General features: G+C 41.2%; 21 protein-coding genes. 12 read left to right on the top strand and 9 right to left on the bottom strand.

What is annotated here, in order from left to right:
• Positions 1-31 precede the first annotated feature (31 nt).
• Positions 32-427: a glyoxalase/bleomycin resistance/dioxygenase family protein gene (locus CL667_13670; GenBank protein ID MAL18746.1), complete on the bottom strand. Its 396-nt coding sequence runs from the start codon at positions 425-427 to the stop codon at positions 32-34.
• 227 nt (positions 428-654) lie between these two features.
• On the opposite strand from CL667_13670, the gene CL667_13665 reads away from it, so the two are divergent.
• From CL667_13665 to CL667_13620, 10 genes are all read left to right on the top strand, one after another.
• The gene (locus tag CL667_13665; GenBank protein MAL18745.1) at positions 655-1,494 is read left to right on the top strand and encodes a 5-dehydro-4-deoxy-D-glucuronate isomerase; all 840 of its coding nucleotides are present in this window, start codon (positions 655-657) and stop codon (positions 1,492-1,494) included.
• A 63-nt stretch (positions 1,495-1,557) separates the two neighbouring features.
• The gene (locus tag CL667_13660) at positions 1,558-2,343 is read left to right on the top strand and encodes a gluconate 5-dehydrogenase (GenBank protein ID MAL18744.1); all 786 of its coding nucleotides are present in this window, start codon (positions 1,558-1,560) and stop codon (positions 2,341-2,343) included.
• Positions 2,279-3,646, top strand: a complete 1,368-nt coding sequence (locus CL667_13655; protein ID MAL18743.1) for a DUF4861 domain-containing protein — start codon at positions 2,279-2,281, stop codon at positions 3,644-3,646. Before CL667_13660 ends, CL667_13655 begins: the two co-directional genes overlap by 65 nt.
• Positions 3,647-3,718: 72 nt before the next feature.
• Positions 3,719-4,747: a LacI family transcriptional regulator gene (locus tag CL667_13650; protein ID MAL18742.1), complete on the top strand. Its 1,029-nt coding sequence runs from the start codon at positions 3,719-3,721 to the stop codon at positions 4,745-4,747.
• Between the two features lie 137 nt (positions 4,748-4,884).
• Complete coding sequence (locus CL667_13645) at positions 4,885-5,922, top strand: 2-dehydro-3-deoxygluconokinase (protein ID MAL18741.1); 1,038 nt, start codon at positions 4,885-4,887, stop codon at positions 5,920-5,922.
• Between the two features lie 6 nt (positions 5,923-5,928).
• Complete coding sequence (gene uxuA, locus CL667_13640) at positions 5,929-7,101, top strand: mannonate dehydratase (protein MAL18740.1); 1,173 nt, start codon at positions 5,929-5,931, stop codon at positions 7,099-7,101.
• 118 nt (positions 7,102-7,219) lie between these two features.
• Positions 7,220-7,891, top strand: coding sequence for a bifunctional 4-hydroxy-2-oxoglutarate aldolase/2-dehydro-3-deoxy-phosphogluconate aldolase (locus CL667_13635; GenBank protein ID MAL18739.1), 672 nt, complete (start codon positions 7,220-7,222; stop codon positions 7,889-7,891).
• Entirely contained in the window at positions 7,884-8,876 is a 993-nt protein-coding gene (locus CL667_13630) for a TRAP transporter substrate-binding protein DctP (GenBank protein ID MAL18738.1), read from the top strand. Before CL667_13635 ends, CL667_13630 begins: the two co-directional genes overlap by 8 nt.
• 16 nt (positions 8,877-8,892) lie before the next feature.
• Positions 8,893-9,423 (top strand): TRAP transporter permease DctQ, encoded by a 531-nt coding sequence (locus tag CL667_13625; GenBank protein ID MAL18737.1) that lies wholly within the window; start codon positions 8,893-8,895, stop codon positions 9,421-9,423.
• Positions 9,424-9,435: 12 nt separating this feature from the next.
• Positions 9,436-10,734: a hypothetical protein gene (locus tag CL667_13620; protein MAL18736.1), complete on the top strand. Its 1,299-nt coding sequence runs from the start codon at positions 9,436-9,438 to the stop codon at positions 10,732-10,734.
• Between the two features lie 5 nt (positions 10,735-10,739).
• Here CL667_13620 and CL667_13615 read toward each other — a convergent pair whose 3' ends face one another.
• From CL667_13615 to CL667_13580, 8 genes are all read right to left on the bottom strand, one after another.
• The gene (locus CL667_13615) at positions 10,740-11,750 is read right to left on the bottom strand and encodes a class 1 fructose-bisphosphatase (protein ID MAL18735.1); all 1,011 of its coding nucleotides are present in this window, start codon (positions 11,748-11,750) and stop codon (positions 10,740-10,742) included.
• Between the two features lie 274 nt (positions 11,751-12,024).
• The gene (locus CL667_13610) at positions 12,025-15,486 is read right to left on the bottom strand and encodes a hypothetical protein (GenBank protein MAL18734.1); all 3,462 of its coding nucleotides are present in this window, start codon (positions 15,484-15,486) and stop codon (positions 12,025-12,027) included.
• 672 nt (positions 15,487-16,158) lie between these two features.
• Positions 16,159-19,194: a hypothetical protein gene (locus CL667_13605; protein MAL18733.1), complete on the bottom strand. Its 3,036-nt coding sequence runs from the start codon at positions 19,192-19,194 to the stop codon at positions 16,159-16,161.
• A 312-nt stretch (positions 19,195-19,506) separates the two neighbouring features.
• Positions 19,507-20,424 carry an esterase gene (locus CL667_13600; protein MAL18732.1) on the bottom strand — a complete coding sequence of 306 codons (918 nt, stop codon included), beginning with the start codon at positions 20,422-20,424 and terminating at the stop codon, positions 19,507-19,509.
• Between the two features lie 507 nt (positions 20,425-20,931).
• On the bottom strand, positions 20,932-21,345 hold the full coding sequence (locus CL667_13595) for a hypothetical protein (GenBank protein ID MAL18731.1): 414 nt from the start codon (positions 21,343-21,345) through the stop codon (positions 20,932-20,934).
• A 10-nt stretch (positions 21,346-21,355) separates the two neighbouring features.
• Positions 21,356-22,231, bottom strand: coding sequence for an NAD-dependent dehydratase (locus CL667_13590; protein ID MAL18730.1), 876 nt, complete (start codon positions 22,229-22,231; stop codon positions 21,356-21,358).
• 442 nt (positions 22,232-22,673) lie between these two features.
• Complete coding sequence (locus tag CL667_13585; GenBank protein ID MAL18729.1) at positions 22,674-24,479, bottom strand: AraC family transcriptional regulator; 1,806 nt, start codon at positions 24,477-24,479, stop codon at positions 22,674-22,676.
• A gap of 464 nt (positions 24,480-24,943) precedes the next feature.
• Positions 24,944-25,177: a hypothetical protein gene (locus CL667_13580; GenBank protein ID MAL18728.1), complete on the bottom strand. Its 234-nt coding sequence runs from the start codon at positions 25,175-25,177 to the stop codon at positions 24,944-24,946.
• A gap of 144 nt (positions 25,178-25,321) precedes the next feature.
• On the opposite strand from CL667_13580, the gene CL667_13575 reads away from it, so the two are divergent.
• Positions 25,322-25,969 (top strand): hypothetical protein, encoded by a 648-nt coding sequence (locus tag CL667_13575; protein MAL18727.1) that lies wholly within the window; start codon positions 25,322-25,324, stop codon positions 25,967-25,969.
• A gap of 76 nt (positions 25,970-26,045) precedes the next feature.
• Positions 26,046-26,891 (top strand): alpha/beta hydrolase, encoded by an 846-nt coding sequence (locus CL667_13570; GenBank protein ID MAL18726.1) that lies wholly within the window; start codon positions 26,046-26,048, stop codon positions 26,889-26,891.
• The last annotated feature ends 4 nt before the right edge of the window (positions 26,892-26,895 follow it).

Here is a 26,895-nt window from a genome sequence, read left to right as displayed (position 1 = left end):
ATTTTAACCGGTAACTTAAATACGAAAATTTTTACTCTTTTTCAGTAATCATATTCTTTGCTCGCTTGCAAAACTGTATCGCAAAACCCCAAGGGTCACGGAGCATAACCAAATGAGAGCCATCTTCAAGTATCTCATCAGATACCAGGGTGGCTCCTGCCTCCATTAACCTCTTCTTATCTTTGGCTGGGTTTTCAGAAACGAAGGCAAGATGAAGTAGCAAAGGATTCATACTCTTATAATCAGGTACTTCTTCTGGTGGATTATTATAGACTTCAATCATCACCCTTCCGCTGCTATCAGCCAGAAATACAGTAAAAGGAGCTTCTTCTTGTTTTCTGACTACAGTCAATCCTAAATGGTCTACATACCAATCGCACATTTTTATAGGATCGTCAACATTAAAAGCAAAGTGCTCAATCTTCATTAAAATAATATTTTTGAGTATTCATGGAATAATTAATTCAATCGATTGCATTTACTCAAGTATAATCAGTCACTTCATTGTACAAAAAAGTAAAAGCGCTTTTGCAACAGTTTGATAGCATAATTATTCAGTTACCGTTGAGAAACAATAAACTCTGTCTCTGGTAAAAAGGTATAATTTTTATATATTCAGTGCAATCGATTACACAAAATTAAAAACTAACTATTATGTCTGTTAATTATTCTGTCAGATACGCTGCAAATCCAGAAGACGTCAAGAACTATGGTACCGATCGCCTTCGTGAAGACTTCCTGATTGAAGATCTTTTCGTTGATGGTGAGATCAATATGGTATACTCGTTTTATGGGCGTCAAGTTGTAGGTGGTGCTAAGCCTGGTTCTTCTCCTCTTAAATTGGAAACCATTGACCCGCTTAAAGCAAACTTCTTTCTAGAGCGACGTGAACTGGGAGTAATTAATGTAGGTGAGCCGGGTATTGTTAAAGTTGGCGACACTGAATATGAAATTGATTTTAAGGAAGCAATATATGTTGGTCGCGGTGAGGAAGAAGTCACTTTTCACCAAAAAGATGGAAATCAACCTCTCTTCTATTTCAACTCTGCACCTGCTCACAAAGCCTTCCCTACTAAAAAAGTATCACAAGCCGATGCGGAAGTTGTTGAGCTTGGGTCTCTGGAAACAGCCAATCACCGAGTAATTCGCAAATTAATCGTAAATAGCATTGTTGACACTTGTCAACTTCAAATGGGAATGACCCAGCTTGAGACCGGTAGTGTTTGGAACACCATGCCAGCTCATGTTCATGACCGACGCATGGAAGCTTATTTTTATTTTGAAGTTCCTGAAGAGCATGCTGTTTGCCACTTTATGGGGGAACCACAAAATACCCGACATATCTTTATGAAGAACAATCAAGCCGTTCTTTCTCCCCCATGGTCTATTCACTGTGGATCTGGAACAAGTAACTATACTTTTATTTGGGCTATGAATGGTGAGAATCTTGATTATGGCGATATGGATCATGTAAAAATTCAGGATCTCAAGTAAGTAGATCACTAAGAACGCCTTAATGCATTTGAAAGCAATATCTAACTAATTAGTAATACTATCATGAGTTCACTATTTGATTTAAGCGGAAAACCAGCTTTTGTAACTGGTGCAACCCACGGCTTGGGTATGGCTATGGCTAAAGGATTAGCCGAGGCCGGAGCAGAATTAATCATCAATGGTACTACTCCTGAAAAAATGGAGAAAGCTCTGGAAGAATACCGATCAGAGGGTTACACCGTTCATGGTTTTATCTTTGACGTAACCGATGAAAAGAAAGCCAAAGAGCACGTTGACAAAATTGAGGATGAAATTGGACCCATAGATATCCTTGTAAACAATGCGGGTATAATAAAACGAGTCCCCTTAGAAGATATGGATGTCGAAGATTACCGCCGGGTAATTGATGTAGATCTGGTTGGACCTTTTATCATGGCTAAGCAGGTTGTAAAACACATGATTCCTCGTGGAGAAGGTAAAATCATTAATATCTGCTCAATGATGACGGAATTAGGTCGTGATACCGTAGGAGCTTACGCAGCTGCTAAGGGTGGATTAAAAATGCTTACCAAGAATATGGCTACTGAATGGGCTAAGCATAATATTCAAACAAACGGAATTGGTCCGGGATATTTTGCGACTTCTCAAACAGAGCCTATCCGAAAAGACGGGCATCCTTTTAATGAATTTATTATTCAGAGAACGCCAGCCGGGCGTTGGGGAGATCCTTCTGATCTAGCAGGAACTGCAGTATTTCTATCCTCTAAAGCCAGCGATTTTGTAAATGGACAGGTCGTATATGTTGATGGCGGTATTTTGGCTACCATTGGAAAACCTGCTAACGAATAAATTTATGACTATGCGATTCAAAAAATACATCACTTCTGTATTCATTCTTTCTTCGGCAGTTTTAATTTCAGCATGTACTGCCATGCAGGAAGATTTCACGCTAACCAATAATTCTGAAATTGATCGTTCTAACGAGCCTATCGTCCTCTCTCGGGATGCAATTATAGATAAAACCGGAGGCATCCAAATCACCGAAGGTCAACTTCCTCTTCCAGTTGTGGGAGATCAGCCTTTACCCGCTCAGGTAGATGACATAGACGGCGACGGTGAATGGGATGAGCTGGCCTTCACCATAAATATTGCAGCCGGAGAGTCAAAAACGGTATCAATAGAATATGTGAATCCAGGTGATTATCCCGAATTCACGCAGCGGACCAATGTGCGTTTTGGAGTAGTTGGCGACAATGGAATCGAAGCCCTGAAAACACTCTCAATTCCCGGAGAAGAATTACCCGTCCCTCTTTTCACCCGGTTCCAGATGGATGGACCCGCATGGGAAAATGATAAAGTTGGCTTCCGTCAATATATCGACGGACGAAATGGACGTGATTTGTATGGGAAGACACTATCTACCATGGCATTAGATACGGTAGGCATTTCCGATGAAAACATGCCGGTTGATGACTACCATGTTATGCTTCCCTGGGGGCGTGATATACTGGCCGTCGGAAATTCATTAGGACTGGGTGGTATTGGCATCATTGAAAACAACAACCCCGTTCGGCTCGGTGTGAGATTGGATGCTGAGCAAAGCAATGTAGGCATGACTTCATATAATTTAATTACTGAAGGCCCGGTTCGGTCAGTCTTTAGCATTCACTATGAAGATTGGGATACAGGTGAGAACAGCTATAATCTTGAGAATACGGTAACGATTTGGGCTGGAAGTTACAGCTACAGAAACGATATCTCCTTAAGCAGTACTAATGTGGCAGATACATTAGCTATTGGGGTGGTAAATATTCACAATGATGAACAGCCTGTTCTATTAAATAAAGATGATAACCCACTTAGCGCTTTCTACACCCACGACAAGCAGACGTACGACGATGAGTGGTACTTAGGAATGGGTATTATTTTTCCATCTATGCACTATTTAAGTTATACGGAAGCTCCGGAATCAGGTCCAGGAATTACCACTAGTTACCTTAACCTATTTGAGCTGGTTGACCAGAAAAGCCTGAGCTATCATGTAGTAGCAGGATGGGAATTAAGTGACGAGCGTTTTGCTGATGCTGAATACTTCCGATCTTTTATGGAAGAAGAAGTACAAAAAATTTCATCTCCAATTACTGTAGAATAATTTTTTATATCCGTTGAATATTCTCAGATCATATTACCACCATAGCATTATTCATTCTAGTATGTGAACTTAATGGCTCAGAAAAGAACCACCATTCATGACATAGCAAAAGAGCTGGATATCACAGCTTCAACGGTTTCGAGGGCGCTAAAGGATCATCCCAGAATTAGTGAATCTACCAAAAAGTCGGTAGTGGCTATGGCTAAAAAGATGAACTACCAGCCTAACAGCATTGCTGCTGCGCTGAGAAGAGGAACCAGCAATTTAATTGGCGTAATCATACCAACCATTGATCGAAATTTCTTTGCCTCTGTTCTTCGTGGCATCGAAGATGTGCTTAATGACACGAACTATAACGTCATTATTTGTCAATCCAGTGATTCGCTTGAAAAGGAGAAATCAAATATAAAGGCTTTACTTGAAGCTCAGGTAGATGGAATTTTTGCCTCTTATGCAAAGGAAACCACCGATTTCAGTCATTACGAAGAAGTGCACGACCGGGGAATTCCCCTCATTCTATTTGATAGAATGCAAGAATCTTTTGATGTAGATGCGGTAGTAATTGACGACTACTTAGGTGCTTTCAAAGCAACTGAACATCTTATTGAGCAGGGTTGCACGCGTATCACTCATTTTTCAGGACCTCAGAACGTAAGTATTTATCGGGATCGCAAAAGAGGATATGAAGAAGCTCTCAAGAAACATGACCTCCCTGTTGAAGAAAAATTCATCCTTAATAGTGATTTGAAATTAGAAGCCGGTAAATCTCTGGCTGAAGAAATAGTATCCTGGGAACAGATGCCTGATGCTATTTTTTCATCGAGTGATTATGCCGCCATGGGCGCCATGGAAGTTTTCAAATCCAATAATCTTCGTATACCTGAAGATATTGCGATTGTGGGCTTTAGTAATGAGTCTTTCACTTCTATTGTTGATCCAGCCCTTACAACGGTTGACCAGCATAGCAAGAAGATGGGCCAGTTCACGGCAAACTTATTTTTGGATCGTATTCAGGAGAATGACATCCCACATACGCCTTCCAGAACCGTATTGAATCCTGAACTTATTATCAGGAAATCATCACTCAAAAAAAGCACCTAAAACAGTGATTTCAAGTTGATAAAATCCTGTTTAATTAGTTACTTGAACAATCGATTGCACAATACTTTTAATGAATCTGATGTTCAGTTGTTTATCAGCTATAAAAGAACACAAATCAAATAAACCTAACCTTCATTATGAAAAAAGTAGTCACCTTCGGAGAAATAATGCTCCGACTATCACCCCCCGGTTTTTTAAGATTTTCACAAGCTAATTCATTTGAAGTTATTTACGGAGGCGGAGAATCGAACGTAGCCGTTTCTTTGGCCAATTATGGCATTCCTGTAGACTTTGTCACGCGCCTCCCTAACAATGACATCGGAGAATGTGCGCTTCAGGAAATGCGTAAGCGAAACGTAGGCACAGAGCATATTGCAAGAGGCGGCGAGCGACTTGGAATTTATTTCCTTGAAACAGGAGCTGTAAGCCGTGGAAGTAAAGTTGTTTATGACCGTGCGCATTCAGCCATTTCAACCATTCAAAAAGGCGATATCGATTGGGAGAAAGTTTTTGATGGTGCGCAATGGTTCCACTGGACGGGTATAACTCCGGCTCTATCTCAAGGTGCAGCAGATGTTTGCTTAGAAGCAATCAAGGCCGCAAATGATTTAGGTATAACCGTTTCTACTGACTTGAACTACCGTGCTAAGCTATGGAATTATGGCAAAGAGCCCGGAGAAGTTATGCCCGATCTCGTAGAAGGTTGTGATGTAATCCTTGGGAATGAAGAGGATGCCGAAAAACACTTTGGCCTGCACCCTGATAATGTGGATATCACAAAAGGTGATTCTATGGATAGTCAGGCTTACCTCTCTGTCTGTAAAAAACTGAAAGAACGTTTTCCACGAGCTAAAAAAATTATTACTACTCTCCGTGGTTCTATCAGTGCATCCCATAATTCATGGTCTGGTGTTCTTTATAATGGAGATGAATTCCTCGAAACCAATACTTATCAGATCACGGATATTGTAGATCGTGTAGGTGGCGGTGATTCTTTTATGGGAGGTTTGATTTATGGCCTTCTTACATACAAAGATGATGATCAGAAAGCCCTAGACTTTGCCGTAGCTGCTTCTTGCCTTAAGCATACTATTTATGGCGATGCTAACCTGGTTACGGTTGATGAAGTTGAAAAACTAATGGGCGGAGATGCATCTGGCCGTGTTTCCAGATAGGAACATATGAAATTAGAATACACATGGCGTTGGTACGGTCCTGATGACCCCATTACTCTGGCGGATATTCGCCAAACAGGAGCTACTGGGATTGTATCTGCGCTACATCATATTCCTGCTGGCGAAGTATGGTCTGTGGATGAAATTCAGAAACGGAAAAAGGAGATCGAAGCCGCTGGCCTCAGTTGGTCTGTGGTTGAAAGTGTTCCCGTTCATGAAGACATTAAAAAGCGTAGCGGGCAATATGTGAGTTACATCCAAAATTATCAGCAGACCATTCGAAATCTCTCTCTTTGTGAGGTCAAAACGGTGTGCTATAATTTTATGCCTATTCTTGACTGGACCCGGACTTCCCTTGATTATCCAATCCAAAATGGAGCCTATGCCCTTCGTTTTGATGCAACAGCTTTTGCTGCATTCGACCTTTTTATTTTAGGCAGAGCCGGTGCTGAGAAAGACTATAAAGATTCCGATATCCAAAAAGCGGAGCTCTTTCACAATTCTATTAGTGAATCTGCCAAAACCCAGCTTACTGATACTATCATAGCTGGTTTACCAGGTGGCCATGAAGGATATTCTATCGAAGAATTCAAAGAAATACTGCGTCAGTACAAAAATATTAGTAGGGAGGATTTGGAGGCTAACCTCCGGCAATTCCTTCAAAAAGTAATTCCTACGGCCGAAGAGTATAATGTAAAGATGTGTATACATCCGGATGACCCGCCTTACCCTATTCTTGGGTTGCCTAGAGTAGTGAGTACCAAAAAGGATATTGCCCGGTTACTGAGTGATGTAGATTCACCTTGCAATGGAATTACCTTTTGTACGGGTTCCTATGGAGTGCGAGAAGATAATGACCTCCCTGCTATGGCAGCAGAATTTGCAGATCGAATCCACTTTTTACACCTTCGCAGTGTGCAAAGGGAAAATGATGGTAGCTTCTATGAAGCAGATCACCTGGAAGGAGATTCAGAAATTGCCGGAGTAATGAAAGCCATCCTTGAATCTCCCAAACTAGATGAAAGCATCAGTATTCCGGTGCGCCCAGATCATGGCCACAAAATGTTAGACGATATTGATAAAGAAACAAATCCAGGATACTCGTGCATTGGAAGGTTAAAAGGCCTTAGCGAGCTCCGCGGATTAGAACAGGGCTTACGCTTTAACTTGAAAAATTAATTCCTTAAAAAGATTTTTGTTTAAATCTGAAAGCGTTTTTATTTGTATTTAAATAAGACATCTCTTATTTCTTATAGAGAATTCACAACTGATTTCATAATTATATAGACCAAATTTTATGGCAAGATTTACACGCATACAGGTAGCATCTGTAATGGAAGAAACAGGATTAGTCCCTCTTTTCTATCATAAAGACTTAGATACCTGTAAAAAGGTGCTTACCGCCTGTTACAAAGGAGGAGCACGCATTCTCGAGTTTACCAACCGCGGTGATTTTGCTCACGAAGTCTTTGGTGAGCTCAATAAATTTGCGGAAAAAGAGCTCCCCGAAATGATACTAGGTGTTGGTTCTGTAACTGACGCCGGAACTGCTTCACTATACATGCAGCTAGGGGCGAATTTCGTGGTTACACCCGTCCTTAGAGAAGACATTGCCGTTGTTTGCAACCGCCGAAAATTATTATGGTCACCAGGTTGTGGATCACTCACTGAAATTGCCCGTGCTGAAGAACTTGGTGCTGAAATCATTAAAGTTTTTCCGGGAAGTCAGCTTGGCCCCGGCTTCGTGAAAGCTATAAAAGGGCCATGCCCTTGGACAAGCATTATGCCTACTGGCGGTGTTTCAGCATCTAAAGAAAACTTAGAAGGCTGGTTCAATGCCGGTGTTACTTGTGTTGGGATGGGATCAAAGCTTGTTACCAAAGAGTTTTTGTCAAATAAAGACTTTAGCGGGCTTGAAAAACATGTCAGCAGTACTCTTGAACTTATCAACTCCATACGTAATGCGTAAGACTTTAACTTCATTTCTAATTCTTGCTTGCTTTCTCTCTGTAACTTTAACCGGTTGTGGAGAAAGCGATGAAGGCAAAAAAACCATTCGGTTAGCCCATGCCTTAAGTACTTCTCACCCCGTTCACCTTGGGATGGTTCGTATGGCCGAACTGGTTGACGAAAAATCAGATGGACAGCTAACCATCAGTATATTCCCCAGCCAACAGTTGGGTTCAGAGCGAGAAGCTCTTGAGCTTTTGCAAATCGGCAGCATTGGGATGACCAAAGTATCCTCGGCCGCTCTTGAAAACTTTGTACCAGAATTACGAGTGTATAGCCTCCCTTATCTTTTTAAAGATGAGCAGCATATCCTAAACGTATTAAATGGAGAAATCGGAAAGGAACTGCTCTTGGCGGGTGAAGAATATTGGCTCCGGGGTCTCACTTATTACGATGCAGGACAACGCAGCTTTTATACAAAAGATCGGCCCATAGAAACTCCTGAAGACCTTGAAGGACTCAAGATTCGGGTTATGGAAAGCCAGATGTCTGTGAATATGGTAAACCAGCTGGGTGGCTCTCCAACTCCAATTTCCTGGGGTGAATTGTACACCGCACTTCAACAGGGTGTCGTAGATGGAGCGGAAAATAATCCTCCTTCGTTCTATTCCTCCCGCCATTATGAGGTTGCTAAATATTACAGCCTTGATGAACACACCATGCTCCCTGACTTACTCATTATGAGCACACACCAGTGGAATAATTTAAGCGAGCAAGAACAGGAATGGGTACAACAATCAGCAGATTCTTCTGCGGTATATCAACGGGAGATTTGGGCAAAAGCTGAGGAAGAAGCTCTTGAAATTGCCCGGGAAGCAGGCGTTGAAATCAACTATCCGGATAAAGAACCTTTTATAGAACAAACAAGGTCGGTTTATGAACAGTACAAAGAATCCGATCCAGAGTTTTATCAATTAGTCCAGCGAATACTGGACGCACAGTAGCAGACCGAAATTTATTATGAAAAAATTCAACAAGTACCTCGAATATTTCCTCGCCACACTGATGGCACTTATGCTAATAAGTGTCTGTTGGCAGGTATTAACACGCTATGTTTTGGCGACTCCAAGTTCCTTCACAGATGAGCTGGCTAGATATCTTCTTATCTGGATTGGTACACTTGGTGCAGCATACACTTCTGGCAAAAGGCTACATCTCTCTATTGACCTATTTCCAAGCAGCCTGGAAGGCCGTTCCAAATACAGGCTGGCTATACTCATCAATCTGCTGATTGTTTTATTTGCCTTAACCACCATGGTTATTGGAGGCTCAAGGTTGGTCTATATCACTTATACGCTGGGACAAACATCAGCGGCAATGCAGATTCCTTTAGCCTATGTGTACACCATCATCCCCATTAGTGGTGCTATGATTGTGTTTTTCAAAATTCGTGATATCATAATAATGGATCCTGAAAATCCTGATTTCACTCCCCCAGAAACTGCGGATCCTGAGAATACTGATCTCTCCTCTCAAAATAATCCCTCTTAATTAAGGCGACCTATGGTTTTAACAGAAGTATTGATTCTCGTTTTTAGTTTTTTAGTTTTCCTCGGAATTGGTGTACCTATCGCCTGGAGTATTGGTTTATCTGGATTATTAACCCTATTCGTTGGTATTGACGCCATTCCCGCTTTCACCACTCTTGCCCAGCGAATGGGTACGGGTTTAGATAGTTTTACCTTGCTCGCCATTCCCTTTTTCATACTGGCGGGTCAGTTGATTAACAAAGGAGGCTTGGCTCATCGGCTTATAAAATTAGCTAAAGACTTGATGGGATCCCTTCCCGGCGGGCTTGCTCACGTAAACGTGGTTGCGGCGATGCTATTTGGTGCTATTGCAGGTTCTGCCGTAGCTGCTGCATCAGCTATTGGTTCTATTTTAGGGCCACGCATGGAGGAAGAAGGATATACTAAAGAATTTGGAGCAGCTGTAAACATTACTTCTTCTACTACCGGGTTACTCATTCCTCCTTCCAACATTTTGATCATTTATTCACTGGCTAGTGGCGGTGTTTCTATTGCCGCACTGTTTCTGGCTGGTTATTTACCCGGAATACTTACAGGACTTACCCTGATGGTTGTTGCCGCCGTTTGGGCAAAGAAGAAGAACTTCCCGGTTGGAGAACGAACCTCAATTTCTGAAATATCTAAAAGCTTTGTTAGAGCACTTCCGTCACTACTTTTACTAGTTATTGTGATTGGAGGAATAATTGCCGGAATATTTACAGCTACAGAGGCTTCAGCAATCGCCGTAATTTATACGTTGGTTTTGGGCTTCATCTATAAAGAACTAAAAGTAGATGAGCTGCCCGAAGTGTTCCTTGAGGCAGTTAAAACAACATCTATCGTAATGCTTTTGATTGCTACTTCTATTGCCATGTCTTGGGTAATGTCGTTCGAAGAAATACCGCAAACAGTGACAGAGGCTTTACTTTCACTCAGTGATAACAAAATAGTTATCCTGCTAATGATTAACGTTATCCTGCTTTTTGTAGGAACCTTCATGGATATGACTCCGGCCGTACTCATTTTCACCCCAATTTTCCTCCCCATTGTTGTAGACCTGGGGATTGACCCGATTCACTTCGGAATAATTATGATTCTGAACCTATCGATTGGGCTTTGTACACCGCCAGTTGGTACTATATTGTTTGTAGGAGTTGGAGTTGCCAAGACAACCATTGTCAAAGTCATTAAGCCACTACTACCGCTTTTTATAGCTATGATTGTAGCGCTTATGATTATTACTTACTTCCCACAAATCAGTTTATGGTTACCAGAACTATTTGGTTTGAACTAAAATGATTAGCCCGCTGGGGTTTCATCAGACTCTGATATAAACTCCTTCAGTTTCTCCACGTTTTTGCGCGAACCAATGTAGATAGGTGTGCATTCGTGGAGTGAACTTGGCTTTATTTCCATGATCCTTTTCTTTCCGTCCGTAGCAAGCCCGCCAGCTTGTTCAATGATAAAACTCAAGGGATTACATTCATACATCAAACGAAGCTTACCATTCGGATACTTCGAGCTATCAGGGTACATAAAGATGCCTCCTTGTAAAAGCGTCCGGTGAACATCTGCTGCCATGCAACCTATGTACCGGGCTTTAAAAGGACGATCTGTTTTGGGATCAATCACCTGGCAATGTTTCACGTACTTCTTCAGCCCAAGCTCCCAGAAGTTATAGCTTCCCTCATCAGCACTATAGATATTTCCATACTCGGGTATTTTCACATCCTCACTGCTTAAAATAAATTCACCAATGCTTGGATCGAGTGTAAATAGTCGAACACCCAGCCCAGTTGTGTATCCCATTACAGTGCTTGAACCATATAGAACATAGCCCGCTGCTACCTGCTTTTCTCCGGTTTGAAGGGCATCCTCCTCGGTAAGCGCTTTATCGCCGTCCGGTCGCATATAAATCGAAAAAATACTGCCGATAGATACACTTACATCTATATTAGAAGAACCATCCAGCGGATCCATATACACAATATACTTACCAGACTCTCCGCTTAGACGTACAATTCCTTCATTTTCTTCCGAAATAACCATGCATGTAATATTTGAACGGCTTAGAGCGGAAATGAGCTGCTCATTGGCAAAAAGGTCCAGCTTCTTTTGACTTTCACCATGTACATTTTCCGATTTCTCGTATCCAAGGATATTAGTGATCCCTGCCTTATTCACTTCCCGTGAAATAATTTTTGCGGCAAGGCCAATATCTCTCAATAACTGTGATAGTTCTCCCGTTGCTCCTGGGAATTTGTTTTGAGCTCGAATAATGTATTCTTCAAGTGTGGTTAGTTCTTTCATAAAACACTGATTTTTTTGGTTCGGAAAGGTTCAATATATACAAATTGGAGGATTAAGTTACCGATTAAGTAAATCCTCATTTTTGACAAGTATCCTGCAAAAAACTTATATCCCCTGCCCTTTTGATTTATTATAGGCTGTTAATCGCTCTCTTGGAAAATTATTAAAGCAAAAAAAAATACACTCATTCTGGCTCCTTTTCACTTAGGAAAGGAAACCAGAATGGTGTATTAAATTTAAGCTAATTCCTTAGCTCTAATTTTGTGTCTAACTCTTACTTAATAAGTGTGAGTTTTCGAACTGCTGAGAAGTCTCCTGCAGTCAGGCGATAGATATAAATACCTGTTGCGAAGTTATCAGCATTCCAGTCAACTGAGTGACTACCCGCTGACTTACGTGTGTTAACTAGCTCTGCAACCTTACGGCCTGTGATGTCATACACTTGTAGTTGTACATCTGCGGCTTCTGGCACATCGTAGTTGATGGTAGTCGTAGGGTTAAACGGATTCGGGTAGTTTTGGCTTAGTGCAAATTCAGTTGGTAATTGATCTTCCGCTTCGTTTGAAACACCAATGTTTCGTGCGATACTTAGATCAAAGGATTCATCTGCAAACTTAACTGTTTCACCAGCTTGAGCTGTTACTGTCCAAATAAGGTCGATACTGCTTCCTACTTCAACTCCTAAATCAGCTACAACATCGTCTATTTCCTGATAAGTTAGAGTCAGTGTAGTAGCAGATCCTTCGTCGTCCGAAGCAAGGCTTACTAATGGGTCAGAGAAATCTCCGCCAACAGTATCAGCATGCCATGTATAGGTAGTTGAATCTGGACCACTTGGTGTTTCCCAACTTATTTCTACTTCGGTTGTTACATCACCTGTAAGATCTAATGCAAAACCATCTTCAGGAGAAGTAAGTGCAAATGTTCCAATTCTTGGAGCACCTAGCGCAAATAGCAAGCTACCACCATCAAAGTTTACGACTGCATCTTCACCTAGATTAAATCCAATTGTGTTATCAAACACACCTGCATTAAGGTTTAGGGATTCATTAATCGTTACTCCTCTGGATTGAGTTACTCCTGCTTCGTTATCAATAGTTAAAGAAGCTACCTGTAGCGGAAGGGCAAAACCTGTCCACTGAGCTTCAGTAGCATTGATTACATAATTTGCTTCGGAACTTAGGGAAAGGATAGTATCTCCGGAACCTCCTAACTCAAGGTTTCCTCCCCCCGCTGAAGAGAAGGCTGCAGAGTCAGAACTAGCAAGCGTGCCTCCCGCTTCTAAGGTGAAGTGTTCACCACTTTCGGACAAATTACTGTTGCCCATATCCAAATATGCACCTTCCTGAACTAAAATGGGCAAATGCGAAATTTCAAAATCAGCAGACACATCTAAATGTTGGACTACCTCTTCACCTGCAAAGATAAATGCGTTGCCAGCCCTGGCATTTGAAGTTTGAGTCTCACCGGCATTTAAAGTGAGATCACCTTCATAAAGGTACCAATTTACTATCGGGCCTGAACCACGAGATATCGAAAAGTTACCTCCATCTACCGTTATGTTTCCATAATGATGGATGTTAATTTCTGATGCACTACCTGTACCATTAGATGCGAACGCATCTGCATCCGCTCCCATATTGATATCACCCATTATAGTTATGCTGAGTGTATCAAAAGTACTAGGATTGGAAAGATAGAAGCGGGCATTACCCGTACTGATTACATCAATATTACCTCCGACAGTGTTATCTCTCATTCCAAGGTCATTGTTTTCAAGATTACCAGGAGCGTTAATGACGAGGTTATGAAAGTCCTGATTACCATTTCCAGGAGCAGATATTACGGTGCCACTTACCAAGGCTGTTGAGCCTTCAGCCCATGTAGCCGTTGGAAAGTCTCCACCATCTCTAGCGTGGTCGTACGTAGATTCTCCTGTAAATGTAAGCGTTGCATCACCATCTACATCAAATACACCATAGTTGGTGAATACACCTTCGTATGCAAAATCAGATCCTGAAGCCAGTAGCACTCCTGAAGAGTCTGCTATTTCAAAATATACTTCAGAGTCATAGCTCACATTATTAGCTGTAATAGTCTGTCCCGGAACTCCATCGCTTGCAGTATCTGCTGCAAAAACAAAACTACGGGTTTGGCCGTGTTTATCGATATCAGAGTCACCAATTTCACCACCATTAATGGTCATATCGCCATACAGTGTCCATACGGCTCTACCACCACTACCACGGCTAACAGATAGGAAACCGCCGTTTACAATAGAGATATCGCCCATAACTTTAACATCATAGTCAAATACATCTCCTGATCCGGTTGCTGTAAATTCGGATGTTTCTCCATCTACTACAACATCACCCATAATTGTGATACTGCGTGCAGGATCACCTTCATCACCAGCTGAGGATAATCGGAACTGATTTCCGGCTGTGTTAAGAACCGTCATATTACCTCTTAGGGTATAGTCGTCCCATCCTATATTAATGTTTTCAATCTGACCGGCATTATTCCAGGTATAGTTAAAGAAATCCTGATCGCCATTGTCTGGATCGTTGGTTTCAATACCTGTTAACAAAACAGTAGAACCATCAGCCCATGTTGCCGTTGGGATTTCCCCAGCGTCATGTGCATGATTATAAGTACCACCATCTGATACAGTCATTGTTCCTCCGTTAAGAACAACCGGGCCACCTGCTTCAAGCTCTCCATCGAGAGACAAAGTTCCATCCACTGTCAGAGAATCAATAGGAAATACGCTGCCTGCTGCTAGTGTTACATTAGAGGAAGCATTAATTTCGTAATAAAGCTCGCTCTCCGTTTCTACGTTAGAAGCAGAAATTGTTTGGTTGGTTCCTGCAAATACAAAACTTCTCTTCTGTCCATGCTTTTCAATATTTGATTCACCAATCCTGGCATCTGTAACGGTAAAGTCGCCATGTAGAGTCCAAACAGCAGCTCCACCACTACCCCGGCTTGTAGATAAAAAGCCTCCATTGATGACTTCGATGTCACCCATGACTTCTATGTTATAATTAAATATATCTCCTGAACCGGTTGAAGTAAATTCTGCATTTTCGCCATCTACAACCACATTACCCATAATTGTAATACTGCGAGCAGGATCTCCTTCATCACCAGCAGAGGAAAGTCGAAATTGTTTGCCGTTTGAGTTCAGTACAGTGAGATCACCATTAAGAGTATAATCATCCCAGCCAAAACTGATGTTTTCTAGCTGTGCAGCATTGTTATAAACCACATGGTGAAAATTCTGGTCCATCTCATCCGGTTCACCTGTTACTAAACCTGTAAACATGGCTGTAGAACCTGCTTCCCAGGTGGCTACGGGAATAGCACCCTCGTCTCGGTCGTGCTGATACATACCTCCATCAGCAAATACCAGTGTACCACCGTCTGCAGTAAGTTCACCTCCTGTTAGTGGTGGTGCTATCGTCCCTTCAACAGTAACTTGGCCAGTAATTGTTACTGTGCCCGAAGCAACATTAACAGAGTCACCATCAAGTATGGTTATATTTTCAGATCCATCTGGTGCTGCGGTTGCTGCTTCCCAGGTGGTCCCATTATAAGTTTGCCAGGTAGCTGTTGTACTCCAGTCGCCATCAGCAGTAGAACGAAAATCCCCGTTCTCTTGTGCCATGACTCCCGTAGTCGCAAAAAGCGCTACCAAAAGTGTCGTTAAAATTATAGTAGATGTCCGTTTCATTACTACTCCTGTTTTACTATGATTATTAGATTTGATGTTTTTATAAACTTGTTCATTTGTTATACCGCATAAACTTCAAATAGTGAGATAAGCCTTTATTCCTAAGTGACTCCATATCGAATATTTTAAATCATGAAATATGGTTCAGAATTACTGAATCATACTTTTTCGTGCTTAGCCCCCCATATTAAATCGCACCTTAAGTGTATTCGTTGATGCAAAAACGGCGACTAATTTCAAAGCTAAAATCCAGCTGGCATTATTTTAAGTTATCGGTTAAGTAACCTATTAGAATTTAACCTAAACTCAGGAAAAGTCAAGATTCTAATTACCGCTGATAGATAGGAGTTATGAACACACTACAACCACATTCATTAACCTCTTTGTTAATAACATCTTAATGAAAATAAGACCTGCCTTAAATTACTTATAAGGGAACTTAACCGGTTATTTAAAAATGAATTGAAACCGCTTCCGCTCCCCCTTTATGTGCGCATTTCTGGTTCAAATTTTTTATTCAGGCAAAGAAAGATTTATGCAAGCTGACTGGCCCCCTAATTCTAGAAGGGTTTATACCTTTTTCTTGAACCTTACTTCTGTTGTCCTTTTCAATTCCAACAGCGAGTATACTAGCCATCTGAGCAGTTAAAACTAAGGGTTCTGAACAATGCCTTATTTAATCAAAATCATCTTGTTGGTTTGAGCAAAGCCTGCAGTCTCTAGCCGATATAGGTAGACACCACTTGCTAGATTAGATGCATCGAAGTTAACAAGGTACTGACCCGCCTTCTGGTTGCGATTAACCAGTGTACCAACCCTTTTCCCTAACATATTATATACACTCATTTTCACATGCGTAGATTTAGGAAGTGAATATGCAATATTGGTGGAAGGGTTGAATGGGTTGGGATAATTTTGATGTAGTTCGAAATTATCCGGAATATCTTTTGAAGGCCTATTCACACTCACAGCGGTTAATTCAGGAGTAGGCATCCAGTCCCGGCCAAAGTTGGGGTTACTTTCTTTCGAAAAAATATTTTCCAGCGTGTATTCAGCGGCTTCCTGATCAGACAACTGAGTGGCAAAATCAACCCTGCTTTCAAAGTTTACACAGCCAGGTCCTGAGCAATTGTATTCTCCATATAGGCCTGGCTCTACGTTCCACGATAGCCACCCTTCTGGATTTAGGGATTCTGGATAGTAGGTGTTCAAGAATACTGTTCTTGGAGATTCTTGCCATGGTCGGCCAAGGTGAAAGCTTGTAATCGGTTCTCCGTTAAAGCCTATGGAATCTGCAGAGATGATATTATCGATGAACACAAACCCAAACTTTGATTCAGGTTCTGTTGCAGCGGCTGTAAGCGTGCCTCCATTCCTGTTAATATGAATTTGTGAGCTATCAAAGACCACAATATTTCTCCCAAAAATAAAATCAACCGATCCTTCTATATAACTATTCTTGAAGTAAACCCGGCCTGTTCCATTGGAACCACGGGCATAATATGTGTCCTGGAATCCTAAAACATTTACGTTGTAGAATGCCTGCCGGTCTCCATTGGTAACCAAAGCAACGGCTTGCTGGTTTGGTTCTGTTTTATCATTCTTAATCACATTTTGGAACGTAATATTTTTTGCCAGAAAATCATCTGCATTAATGGCGACGCTGTAAGACCGACTAGTACCTCCAGCAATATTTGCATAGTCATCATACCAAATAATAGTGTCGTCTCTGTCTTCTCCAATCAGTTGCACATTTACTTTGCCTTCTTCGAGTACGAGTTTTTCATAATACTCACCCTTTTTCACAAAGATGGTGTATATACCTGTATAATTATCTGGCACATCATCAAACGCGGCTTGGACAGTTGTGTAGTCTCCACTACCATCGCTTGCAACAACTTTATCCACATCTGGTTGAGGTGTTTGCGTTTTGAATATCATTTCCCTTCCATATCCTGTACCAATACTATTGGTTGCATAAGCCCTGACATAGTAGCGGGTATCTTGATCAAGAGGGTACATTCCACTTACGAACGACCCTAAACCGCTGCCGTCTTCAGTTTTAAAATCATCGGTGGTAGGTTCTCCTTCCGTATTCCACACAATACCTCGTACTGTTACGGAGTCTCCACCCCATGAGGTCACTTCTCCCCCACTTTTTGCTGACTCCACTAAGATATCAGTAACCGGAGCTGATGTAACTTCAGGGGCTGATTTAGAATCTAAGGTTGTAAATTGAATTTCACGGCCATATGAAGTCCCCGCCTCATTAGTTGCATAAGCACGCAAGAAATAAGTTGTTCCGGAATTGAGTCCTATCAAACGACTGCTAAAACTTCCAGACCCCGTTCCATCTGTTGTCCTTTCATCAGGTGTGGTTGGTTCACTCGAGGTACTCCAAACTACACCACGTGAAGTGACTTCCGAACCACCGTCCGTAGTTATATTTCCTCCACTATAAGCAAAAGTTGTTGAAATACTTTCTACGTTATAAGTGGCCACAGAAGGAGGTTCTGATGTTGCGCCAACCGTAGAACCTGAAATTGAAACACTGTCAATGACAACTAACTTTGCCCAACCCTCACTTTCAGTGTTATAGGGATACACTCTTATATAAAGCTCTTCATTAGTCTCTACTGTATCTTCTAAAGTTGCTTCCAGCAGAGCTGCTCCACCATTATCACCATCGTCAACAAATAGTGATGTATCTGGTATAAGTACCTTCTTCTCCTGAAAGGTGGGATCTTTTGAATAATATACTGTAGCCCTCAGGTTTTGTGAATACCATGCACCCATTGAAATCGCAAACTCATCAGAATAAAAAGTAGCACCAAATTTGGGAGCCACAGAATATTGTATATATAGACTGTCAACCGGGGAATCCGAGCCAATCCAGCTCTGGCTTTTCGTCTGTACAGTAGAGGCAAATGCAGTTCCGCCATCCGCTTTTGTAATTTCTTTAAAATTATATAGCTGCATTGCATCGCTGTAAGCCTGACTGGTTGCTGTGAGCGCTCCTGATATAACAGCATCCTCACTTTCATCAAGGGGCCACTCGACTACTGCTTCAACTGGAATACTTTGGGTTTCTCCACTAATAATTACATCCTGCAGAGCAAGATATTTGCCAGTTCGAATACTTGGATCGTTATCTACCCAGGGATAAATACGGATAAAAAATGATTCATCAGATCCCACTTCAACTCCTGGAGTTGCTGTTACATACAATAGACTATCGCGCTGCAAATAGTTATTTCCAGATTCATCTGCAGTTTCGTATTGAATTTGAGTTTTGTCGGTAAAAGCAGGATTGGTAGAGTAGTACACATTCGCTTTCATTGTATTGATACTAACTCCGGCAATACCAAAAGAAACGGAATCCACCCTCAATGAGGAACCCTCTTTGGGAGAGGTTTTAAATTCAACATATACCCCTTCAATTTCTGTGGTTTGATTTGCAGGCCACTCATTCCCTTCGATGCGAATCCGCTGACTCGAATTTGGTCCTGAGTAATTGTTAGTCTCAGTATTACTAAATAATTCATCTTCAGCATTAAGCTGACCTGCTGTTATTACACTTAATCCCGTTCCACCATTATCCGGATCTGTTAATGGCCAAGTTGCCGAAGCTGCATCCTGAGCCACGGCGTTCAAAGATAATATCAGCGATAAATAGAACGTCCCAATAACTAATTTCACCTTATACATATCATTCTCCAACAGATACAAATACTACTTTTTATTTCTACTATGATTTAAACCGATCAAAGTTACTTAACCGATTACTTAATAATGTAAAAAAACCGATTACAAATGAAACTGGTATTCAATAATGATGATAAACCTTTGATAATATTGGCTATTTAAAATTACACTTATCGAATAGCACGGGCGAGAAGGGAATTTAGGTGATGGTGTCGGCGTCTAAAAACCTTATCAAAGTAGTTACTTTAACTTTTTTTCTAGAAGAATGGAGATTGGTTACCAAATCAAACAGGCACTAACACTTTTCGAGAGTTACTACCTCTTTAATGTATCGTTTAAAAAGCTCACCACATGACTCATCGTCGGCTCAAACCAAGGATGAAAAAGCCAGAAAGAATGAGGCGCATCCAGCTTGTATGATTGATTGTATATATTATGTTTATCCAGTAGCGCAGACATTTCTTTCTGACCAGCCAGGAATCGTGGATAAGCACTACCAATAAAAAGGGTGGGAGGAGTATTCCGATTGACATGGGTAAGAGCAGAAGCGTCTATCCATGTATCACGTTTTTCTATTTGGGTTCCGCCCAGCCAAAGTCCAGCAACCCGCCCTTCTTCTGAAACTGGGTGAATAAAAGCCAGCACTCCATCAATATCTACCAATGCCTGAACTTTAGCTGCTGTGTTCGTGCTATCAGCAGGATCCTCGAACCGACCTTTGTTCTGAGTAGTTGCTACTAAAGCTGCTATTTGTCCCCCAGCTGACGTCCCCATAACCGCTATTTTATGGGGATCTATTTGATTGTCAGAGGAATGATCACGCATCCACTTTAGTGCTGACTTCACATCATAGATTGCTGCCGGATATTGTGCTTCTGGACTCAGCCTATATTCTACAGCTACCGCTACATATCCTTGAAAAGCGAGCTCCATTGCTATTTGCTTCATCATTGATTTATCTCCAGAGATCCAACCTCCCCCATGAACAATCAAAACAGCGGGCAGTAGTTCATTTATTTCTTTGGGGTGGTAAACATCGACATGGAGATTTCGATTACCTGTATTCTTGTAGACTATGTTTTTTTGAATTTTCAGCTGATCTTCCAATTGCTGATCTACAAGTGCAATATTGGGATACTCTTTTACATACTTCTGATAAGCACTTTGTAAAGTGTATGAAGTATCTCGTGGAAAATCTTGAGCAAGTAAACTTTGCCCTATAAAAAAGAGCATTACTGTCAAAACAAACTTAAACAACCTATGTGTCATGCTTAAATTTCAATTTTATTGGAGCTACTTAAATAGTTCTTCTCATTTTTTGTCCTCGATACTCAAGAGAAGAAGAACGTAATTAAACTTCTATAAGAGTAGCATGAAGCTTAACGAAAATCCATAATAAAAAGCCTTCGATTAATAATCGAAAGCTTTTGCTTCCCGGAAGTAACAAACTTACGAATTCTGTTCTCAATGAAATGATCTCTTAGGACTTTGAACAAAGGTCGCAACGGAATTAAGCTCGAAATTGACTCGCAAAAATTGCTTGAAATCTGCCCTTTTTTGGATCATGCGAACCTTTTAAAACCGGTTAATTCTGTTAACAAGACTGACAGGTATAAAAGTGATTGAAGAGTGCGGATAAGCCAGGCATTTTATTGATTCAATCAATGACTTTATATAAATAAAAAGGTTCCATTCGTAATTGAACGGAACCTTTCATTCATAGCACTATATCTATTTAATTTATTCAAACTCGATGATATCAGCGGTAATAGAAACCGATGCTTTTGTATAAACCATAAAGTTCGATGTGTTGGAGTCATATTGAATGTTAATAAGTGCTAGTGTTCTCCCTTCTATCGATTCCCCCTGTTTCTCGAAGTTATCCCAAAGCGATTCACGAGCTTCTTTATATAACATTTTATTTCCATCAAGAGGAATTAAGCCTACAGAATTAGTGGCTACGCCCCATGAATAACTGGCTCCAAATAAATACGCTGTTTCAGAGGTGCCCGTCACATTTTTAGCCACAATAGTATAGTTGCTTTCTTTTAGCTGAACCTCTGTACTATTAGAGGCCACAAACATACCTGCGTTTCCACAGCCAGTAAGCAGAAATGCCACGGCCGTTAGAATGATAAATGTATAAGATTTCATATTGATAAGATTATTTTAGATTGGATTGTTGTTTTATTTGTTGTACTTCCTGGTTGAAAAAATCCTGTAAACGATGATTGCCGTAGCGGGTTGCAATACTGTCACGCGCCATAAGTGTGAGAAAGAATTCAAGCGGTCCATATCTTTGCTCAGGTAGAAAAATCTTTGCTGTATTTAGCATCAATGACCTCATCCAGCCCGGAAGGTGAACAATATCAGCCGGTTTATTCCACGCGTATAAAGCCATTTCTGCTATCTCATTTTGAGTAAGGATATCTGGTCCGCCTACCGCTATCTCTTTATCTTTCTGAGCAATTGCTTGTACACACACTTCCGCAAGGTCAGCTCCGTGGATAGGATTTAGCTTTGACTCTCCATTCCCGAATAACACAACTCTTCCTTTTTCGGCCATGTAGAGTACGTCCCGCAGATCTGAAAAAAATCCACTGGTTCGAATGACGGTATATTCTAATCCCGAAACTTTGAGGGCATCCACAAATCGTTCTTTAGCTTCGGTGGCCTTAAGATGGCGTAGCTTGTCTCCGTCTATTACAGACACATATATAAATTTCCTAACCCCTTCTCGTTCTGCTTCCTTTAGTAGGTTTAAATTTGCCCGGTAATCCACATCCATATATGTGAGCCCATCTTTTTGGCGGGTGATGCCTACAGTTGATATCAATGTCTCGATACCTTTACAAACACCTTTTAATGTTTCAGGCCGGGTTGCTTCAGCCTTCATAATCTTCATATTCCGGTGATTCAAGCCTTTCAACTTTTCCGGAGCCCGAACAAGAGCTAAAACTGGTATCCCCCAGCTATCCAGTTCTTCCAGTATATGTTTGCCGAGATAGCCACTGGCTCCGGCAACTAAGATTTTTGTCATGGTGCATTCCTTTTTTAATTCCAGAGCCAAGATCAGCAGGAAACATCTAGTAATCGTGCGGAATGATATTTTCGGCGCTTTTTATGAAATCTCGGACTTTTTAGAAAAGAGAAAGGGCCGGTAGCAACAGAATGAGAAGACTAAACCACTCTGCACTGAAAATTCAGCGTTTTCAACCCCTTGGCTGGGACCAATGTAGGAAGTAATTAAAATGAGAGAGTAGGTAACTACTTATTCTGAGGCATAAGCTTTGACCTCTCTTCCCGAAAATCGGGACTCCTCCTCAAGGAAAGACTTTTTCCAGGCTTTTTAAAAAACTATTCCTATGTAAGTCTCTGATGTGTTATGTGCGTCTTTCTCCTTGTGAAGGAGAAAACAAATGAGGTCGGAATGAAGATTCTGTTGCAGATTAAGACTCCTTGCAGGCTTAGAATCAAGTCACCTACTTATGCTTCTTCAACCACTTGCGTGGGGTAATACCTGTTTTCTTTTTGAAGTAATCATTGAAAGTGGATTTAGAATTAAATCCACTTTCAAAAGCTAAACCCAGTAAGGTGAAATTCTTATTAGCGGGATCCAGCGACTTCTGCTTAAAACACTCTAACCGGAAATTATTAACATAGTCGTTGAAGCTTACCCCCACCTGATCGTTCAGCATCCATGATAATTTATTTGGATGAAGTCCGGCTTCATCAGCCAGGGTTCTCAAAGTCAATGCCGTATCAAGGTAACGTTCATCTTGTTGCATTAACTGATCGAGTTTTTTTATAGCCATGTCGATCTCTTCAGGCTGCATCAATAATCTGGCATCAACCTCATTATTCTTATGCGCATTTCCATTACTCAGCTCCTGCACTGATCGTTTGTTGGGTAACCGGGAAGGTTCGAATGTTTTTGTGACCAACTCTTTATAACCATCTGTTTCTCGAATTTTGTCAAGAAATAGGCGGCTTAGGAAGTTTGCGAACTGACCTCTTTTTCCAGCCACGGCATTTTGAAGAAGGTCCAGTGCTTTATCTTTGGCTCCAAACTGCGCATATAAAAACAAAGGCCAGGGCACAATTGAAAAACCTTCTTCTTCTTCTACGATCTCATCAATATCCTCACGCTTGATACCATGATCGGCAGGTTGATGAGTCAATGTATATAGCATGCTACATGATTTCGGAGATTGAGCCAATGGCGTATAACCTAAATAGGCCTCCAAGGCTTCCTTATTCTTTAACTTGATCAGGCTAAGTTGCTTCAAGGTGATGGCATGCGTGAAATTCGGATCGGTCCGGAGAGCGGCTTCTATACTTGTAAGGGCCGATTCATAGTCTTCCTGCAAATAATGAATGTTCGCTTTGGTAAAATGATGGTTGGGCGAAAGTGGATCCAGCTGAAGGATATGTTTTGTATGATCCATGGCTTCATCGAACCAACCAATGGCCGTATATAATTCAGCTAACCCTTCCTCGGCTTCCGTATAAGATGGATTTAAGGCCATTGACCTTAGGTAAAGTTTTTCGGCTTCCCGGTAATTCCAATGCCCCCAAAATTCAAGCGTTGCTTTGCTATAGTATCCCAGAAATGACTGATCATCGACCTCAAATCCCCGATCTATATAATCTGCTGCAATGTCAAGTGATGCAATATTTGGGGTCCAGGACCCAAACATTGAATGACAGTAACCAGCTCCAAAATATGGCCACGCAAAATCCGGAGCCATCTCTATACATTGCTGATAAAACTTCATTGCATTATCGATCCCTTCACGGTCCCAACGCAAGTGATTATATCGCGCCTTTAAATAGAGATTATATGCCTGAATATTCTGAGTGGGCACAGCCACCAGGCGTTCACCGATTTCCAGGTGACCAAAATTTTCCCTGATCTGTTCCGCGATAGCTAAGCTAATCTCATCCTGAAGCTCAAAGATATCCTCAATATCACGATCAAAGCGACCCGACCATATTTGAAATCCATCTGTCGTTTGTATCAGCTGAGCAGAGATCCGGACTCTCTTCTTTGACTTACGTACACTCCCCTCCAATACCGTAGACACACCCAGCTGATTACCAATATGACGCACATCCATATGCTGCCCTTTGAACGCAAACGAAGAAGTTCTCGCAGTCACCTTTAAACCCTGAATCCGGGTCAATGCATTAATGATATCTTCGGTGATGCCATCGCTGAAGTATTCATTTTCAGGATCTGAACTGAGATTCAGAAATGGCAGAATAGCTATGGATTTATTATCGATCAAAAAAAAGAAGGTGTTTTAGTACTACCCGATATTCATATATATATAGGAAGAAGATATAAAATCATGGGAATAAAGGAACAGAAATAAAAAGGTCAGACGATAGGTGTCATTAATATCCTTTACAGTAACTCAGACACGGGGAGCCGTCCTTGTTTTAATTCTAATTGGATTACCCCCTTTTATAATCAGTATGTAATGGGAGCATAGCCTCAGCTGAGCATCCGGGAACAGAGCTCCGGTTAGGGGACAAAGACGAATACTATAACCTATTGTATCAAATCACCAAATACCTCCGCTCTCATTTTAATCCCACCAATTATTCCAATTGATATTGAAGTCCATTCGGCACTAAAGAAAGAGCGTTAAGAAGATGACGAAATGAAGCGTGAAGAAACCCCGAGCATTCGGGGCGCATGGCACTTGATCTACAGACAAACCCGGCCGGGGAGCATTTATTTCTTTTAGCGGAATGTAGCCATCCTTAGCTCTTTTTTCGCAGTCGCCCCGATCAATCGGGGTTGGTTCTTTTGTCGGTACAAAAGAACAAGGAAAACAATGACAGGCAACCAAGTCCTTTCCTGCACGAGAAGCCGGAGCTTCCGGGACAGCATTGCGAAGATGGACCTTCGCAACAAGGTAAAAGCCACTGATCTAATCCCTTTCTCCATAAGCACCCTTAAAGTCCAAAATCTCATCAATACGTCCGCGATTTCATTTCAGGACGTTTGACCTGCTATTTCTTACGATCATTGATCTGTCGATTCGATTAAGTGGATTTTTAAGACTGAATCTATCGACAAATATCAAATCATTCATTTAATCATTTAAAATTTAGAACAATGAAAAACCTACTTATTATTGTTTTTACGCTTGTCTCAATTAGTGCTTTTGCTCAAACTAGCTCACCGGAGGGTAAAGAAACTGAAGTAGCCTATAAGTGGCGGGTAAGTATGCCTTATTTAGTTCCAGATGAGATTGCCTATGGTTATGGAAAGCGAACTAGTATTCAAATGGTAGAATTACATGTAAAACGTAACCTTGATGATAAGAGCATCATAGGTGTAAAGTTTGCCACCTGGCGCTTATTCCAACCCATGGGAATCACCTGGTGGCAGGGTGTTGTGGATAAAATAGAATCTGGGACTGAATATTACGATGGATACTTAAGAGAAACAGGAATTGGCGTCTCATACCAACGCATGCTTTGGAAAGGGCTTTTTGCATCTGTTGAAGTGCTACCACAAATTCAAACCTATACCGATCTAGACGGTAAAAAAATCAAAAATGGATTTAAGCTTTATAACTCGGTTCATTTGGGTTATCACGCAGCATTTGGGAAGAAAAAACGACTTTTCGTAGAACCTCAGGTTCATATCAACCAGTGGATGTTTGACAACAATTCTCCTGCAGGATTTAAAGAGTTTGATAACAAATATGGAAACGTCTTTTGGTTTGAGCCAAACCTTTACTTCGGGTTTAAATTCTAAAGCATATCTACCACCGAGTAGCTGTGGGATACGCCCAATAAATAACTCTGCTAAGAAAGACTGATAACCTGATACTATGTTTAAATCAAAAAAAGGAAAGGACGAAATACTCCAGCTCTACGATGTAAAACTGGAAAGCCTGAATATTGAATACGAATACTTAACGGTACAAAGCAGTTTTGGAAAAACCAACATCATAGCTACGGGAGATCCAGCGAACCCGCCGATCATACTTGTTCATGGTTCGAATGGTTGTGCCCCTATTGCTCTGGAGACCTATGCTAATCTGCATAAAACCTTTCGAGTTTATGCGGTGGATGTACTGGCTCAACCCAATAAAAGTGCCGATACGCGCCTGAGTATGAAAGATGAATCCTATGGAAAATGGATGAATGAAATCATCGCTGACCTAAAGATTGAATCAGTAACTATGGCAGGATTCTCTTTTGGAGGATTGATCATTCTTAAAACACTGGAACATGATGAAGCTATGATCAAAGAAGTGTACTTGTCAGCGCCTGCATATATCGTAAATGGAAATCCATTAAAAGCCATTTTCAAAGTTTTCATCCCTATGAAAAGATATATGAAAACTAAAAAAGTAAAGTATGTCGAGAAGTTTCTGTCCCACTTGTTCACCGATCGGGATGAGTTTGCTATCGAATTTCTTTCCAAAGTCTTTTTAGAATTTGAGATGGACTTTACCCCGGTTCCTGTCATAGATGCCAAGGCAGCCAAAGAAATCACAACTCCGATAACCATTTTCGCAGCTGAAAAAGACATCCTGTTTCCCGGAAATAAAATGATAAAACGGGCAGCTAAGATATTTCCGTCGCTTAAAAAAAGCACACTTCTTGAACATTCGAAACATGTTCAAAACAAAGAACAAAATGAAATGATCGAACGGGAGATCCTTAAATAAAAAC

The organism is Balneola sp. (genome assembly GCA_002694685.1).
Taxonomy (GTDB): Bacteria; Bacteroidota; Rhodothermia; order Balneolales; family Balneolaceae; genus Gracilimonas.
This window is presented reverse-complemented; position numbering and strand designations above follow the sequence as displayed.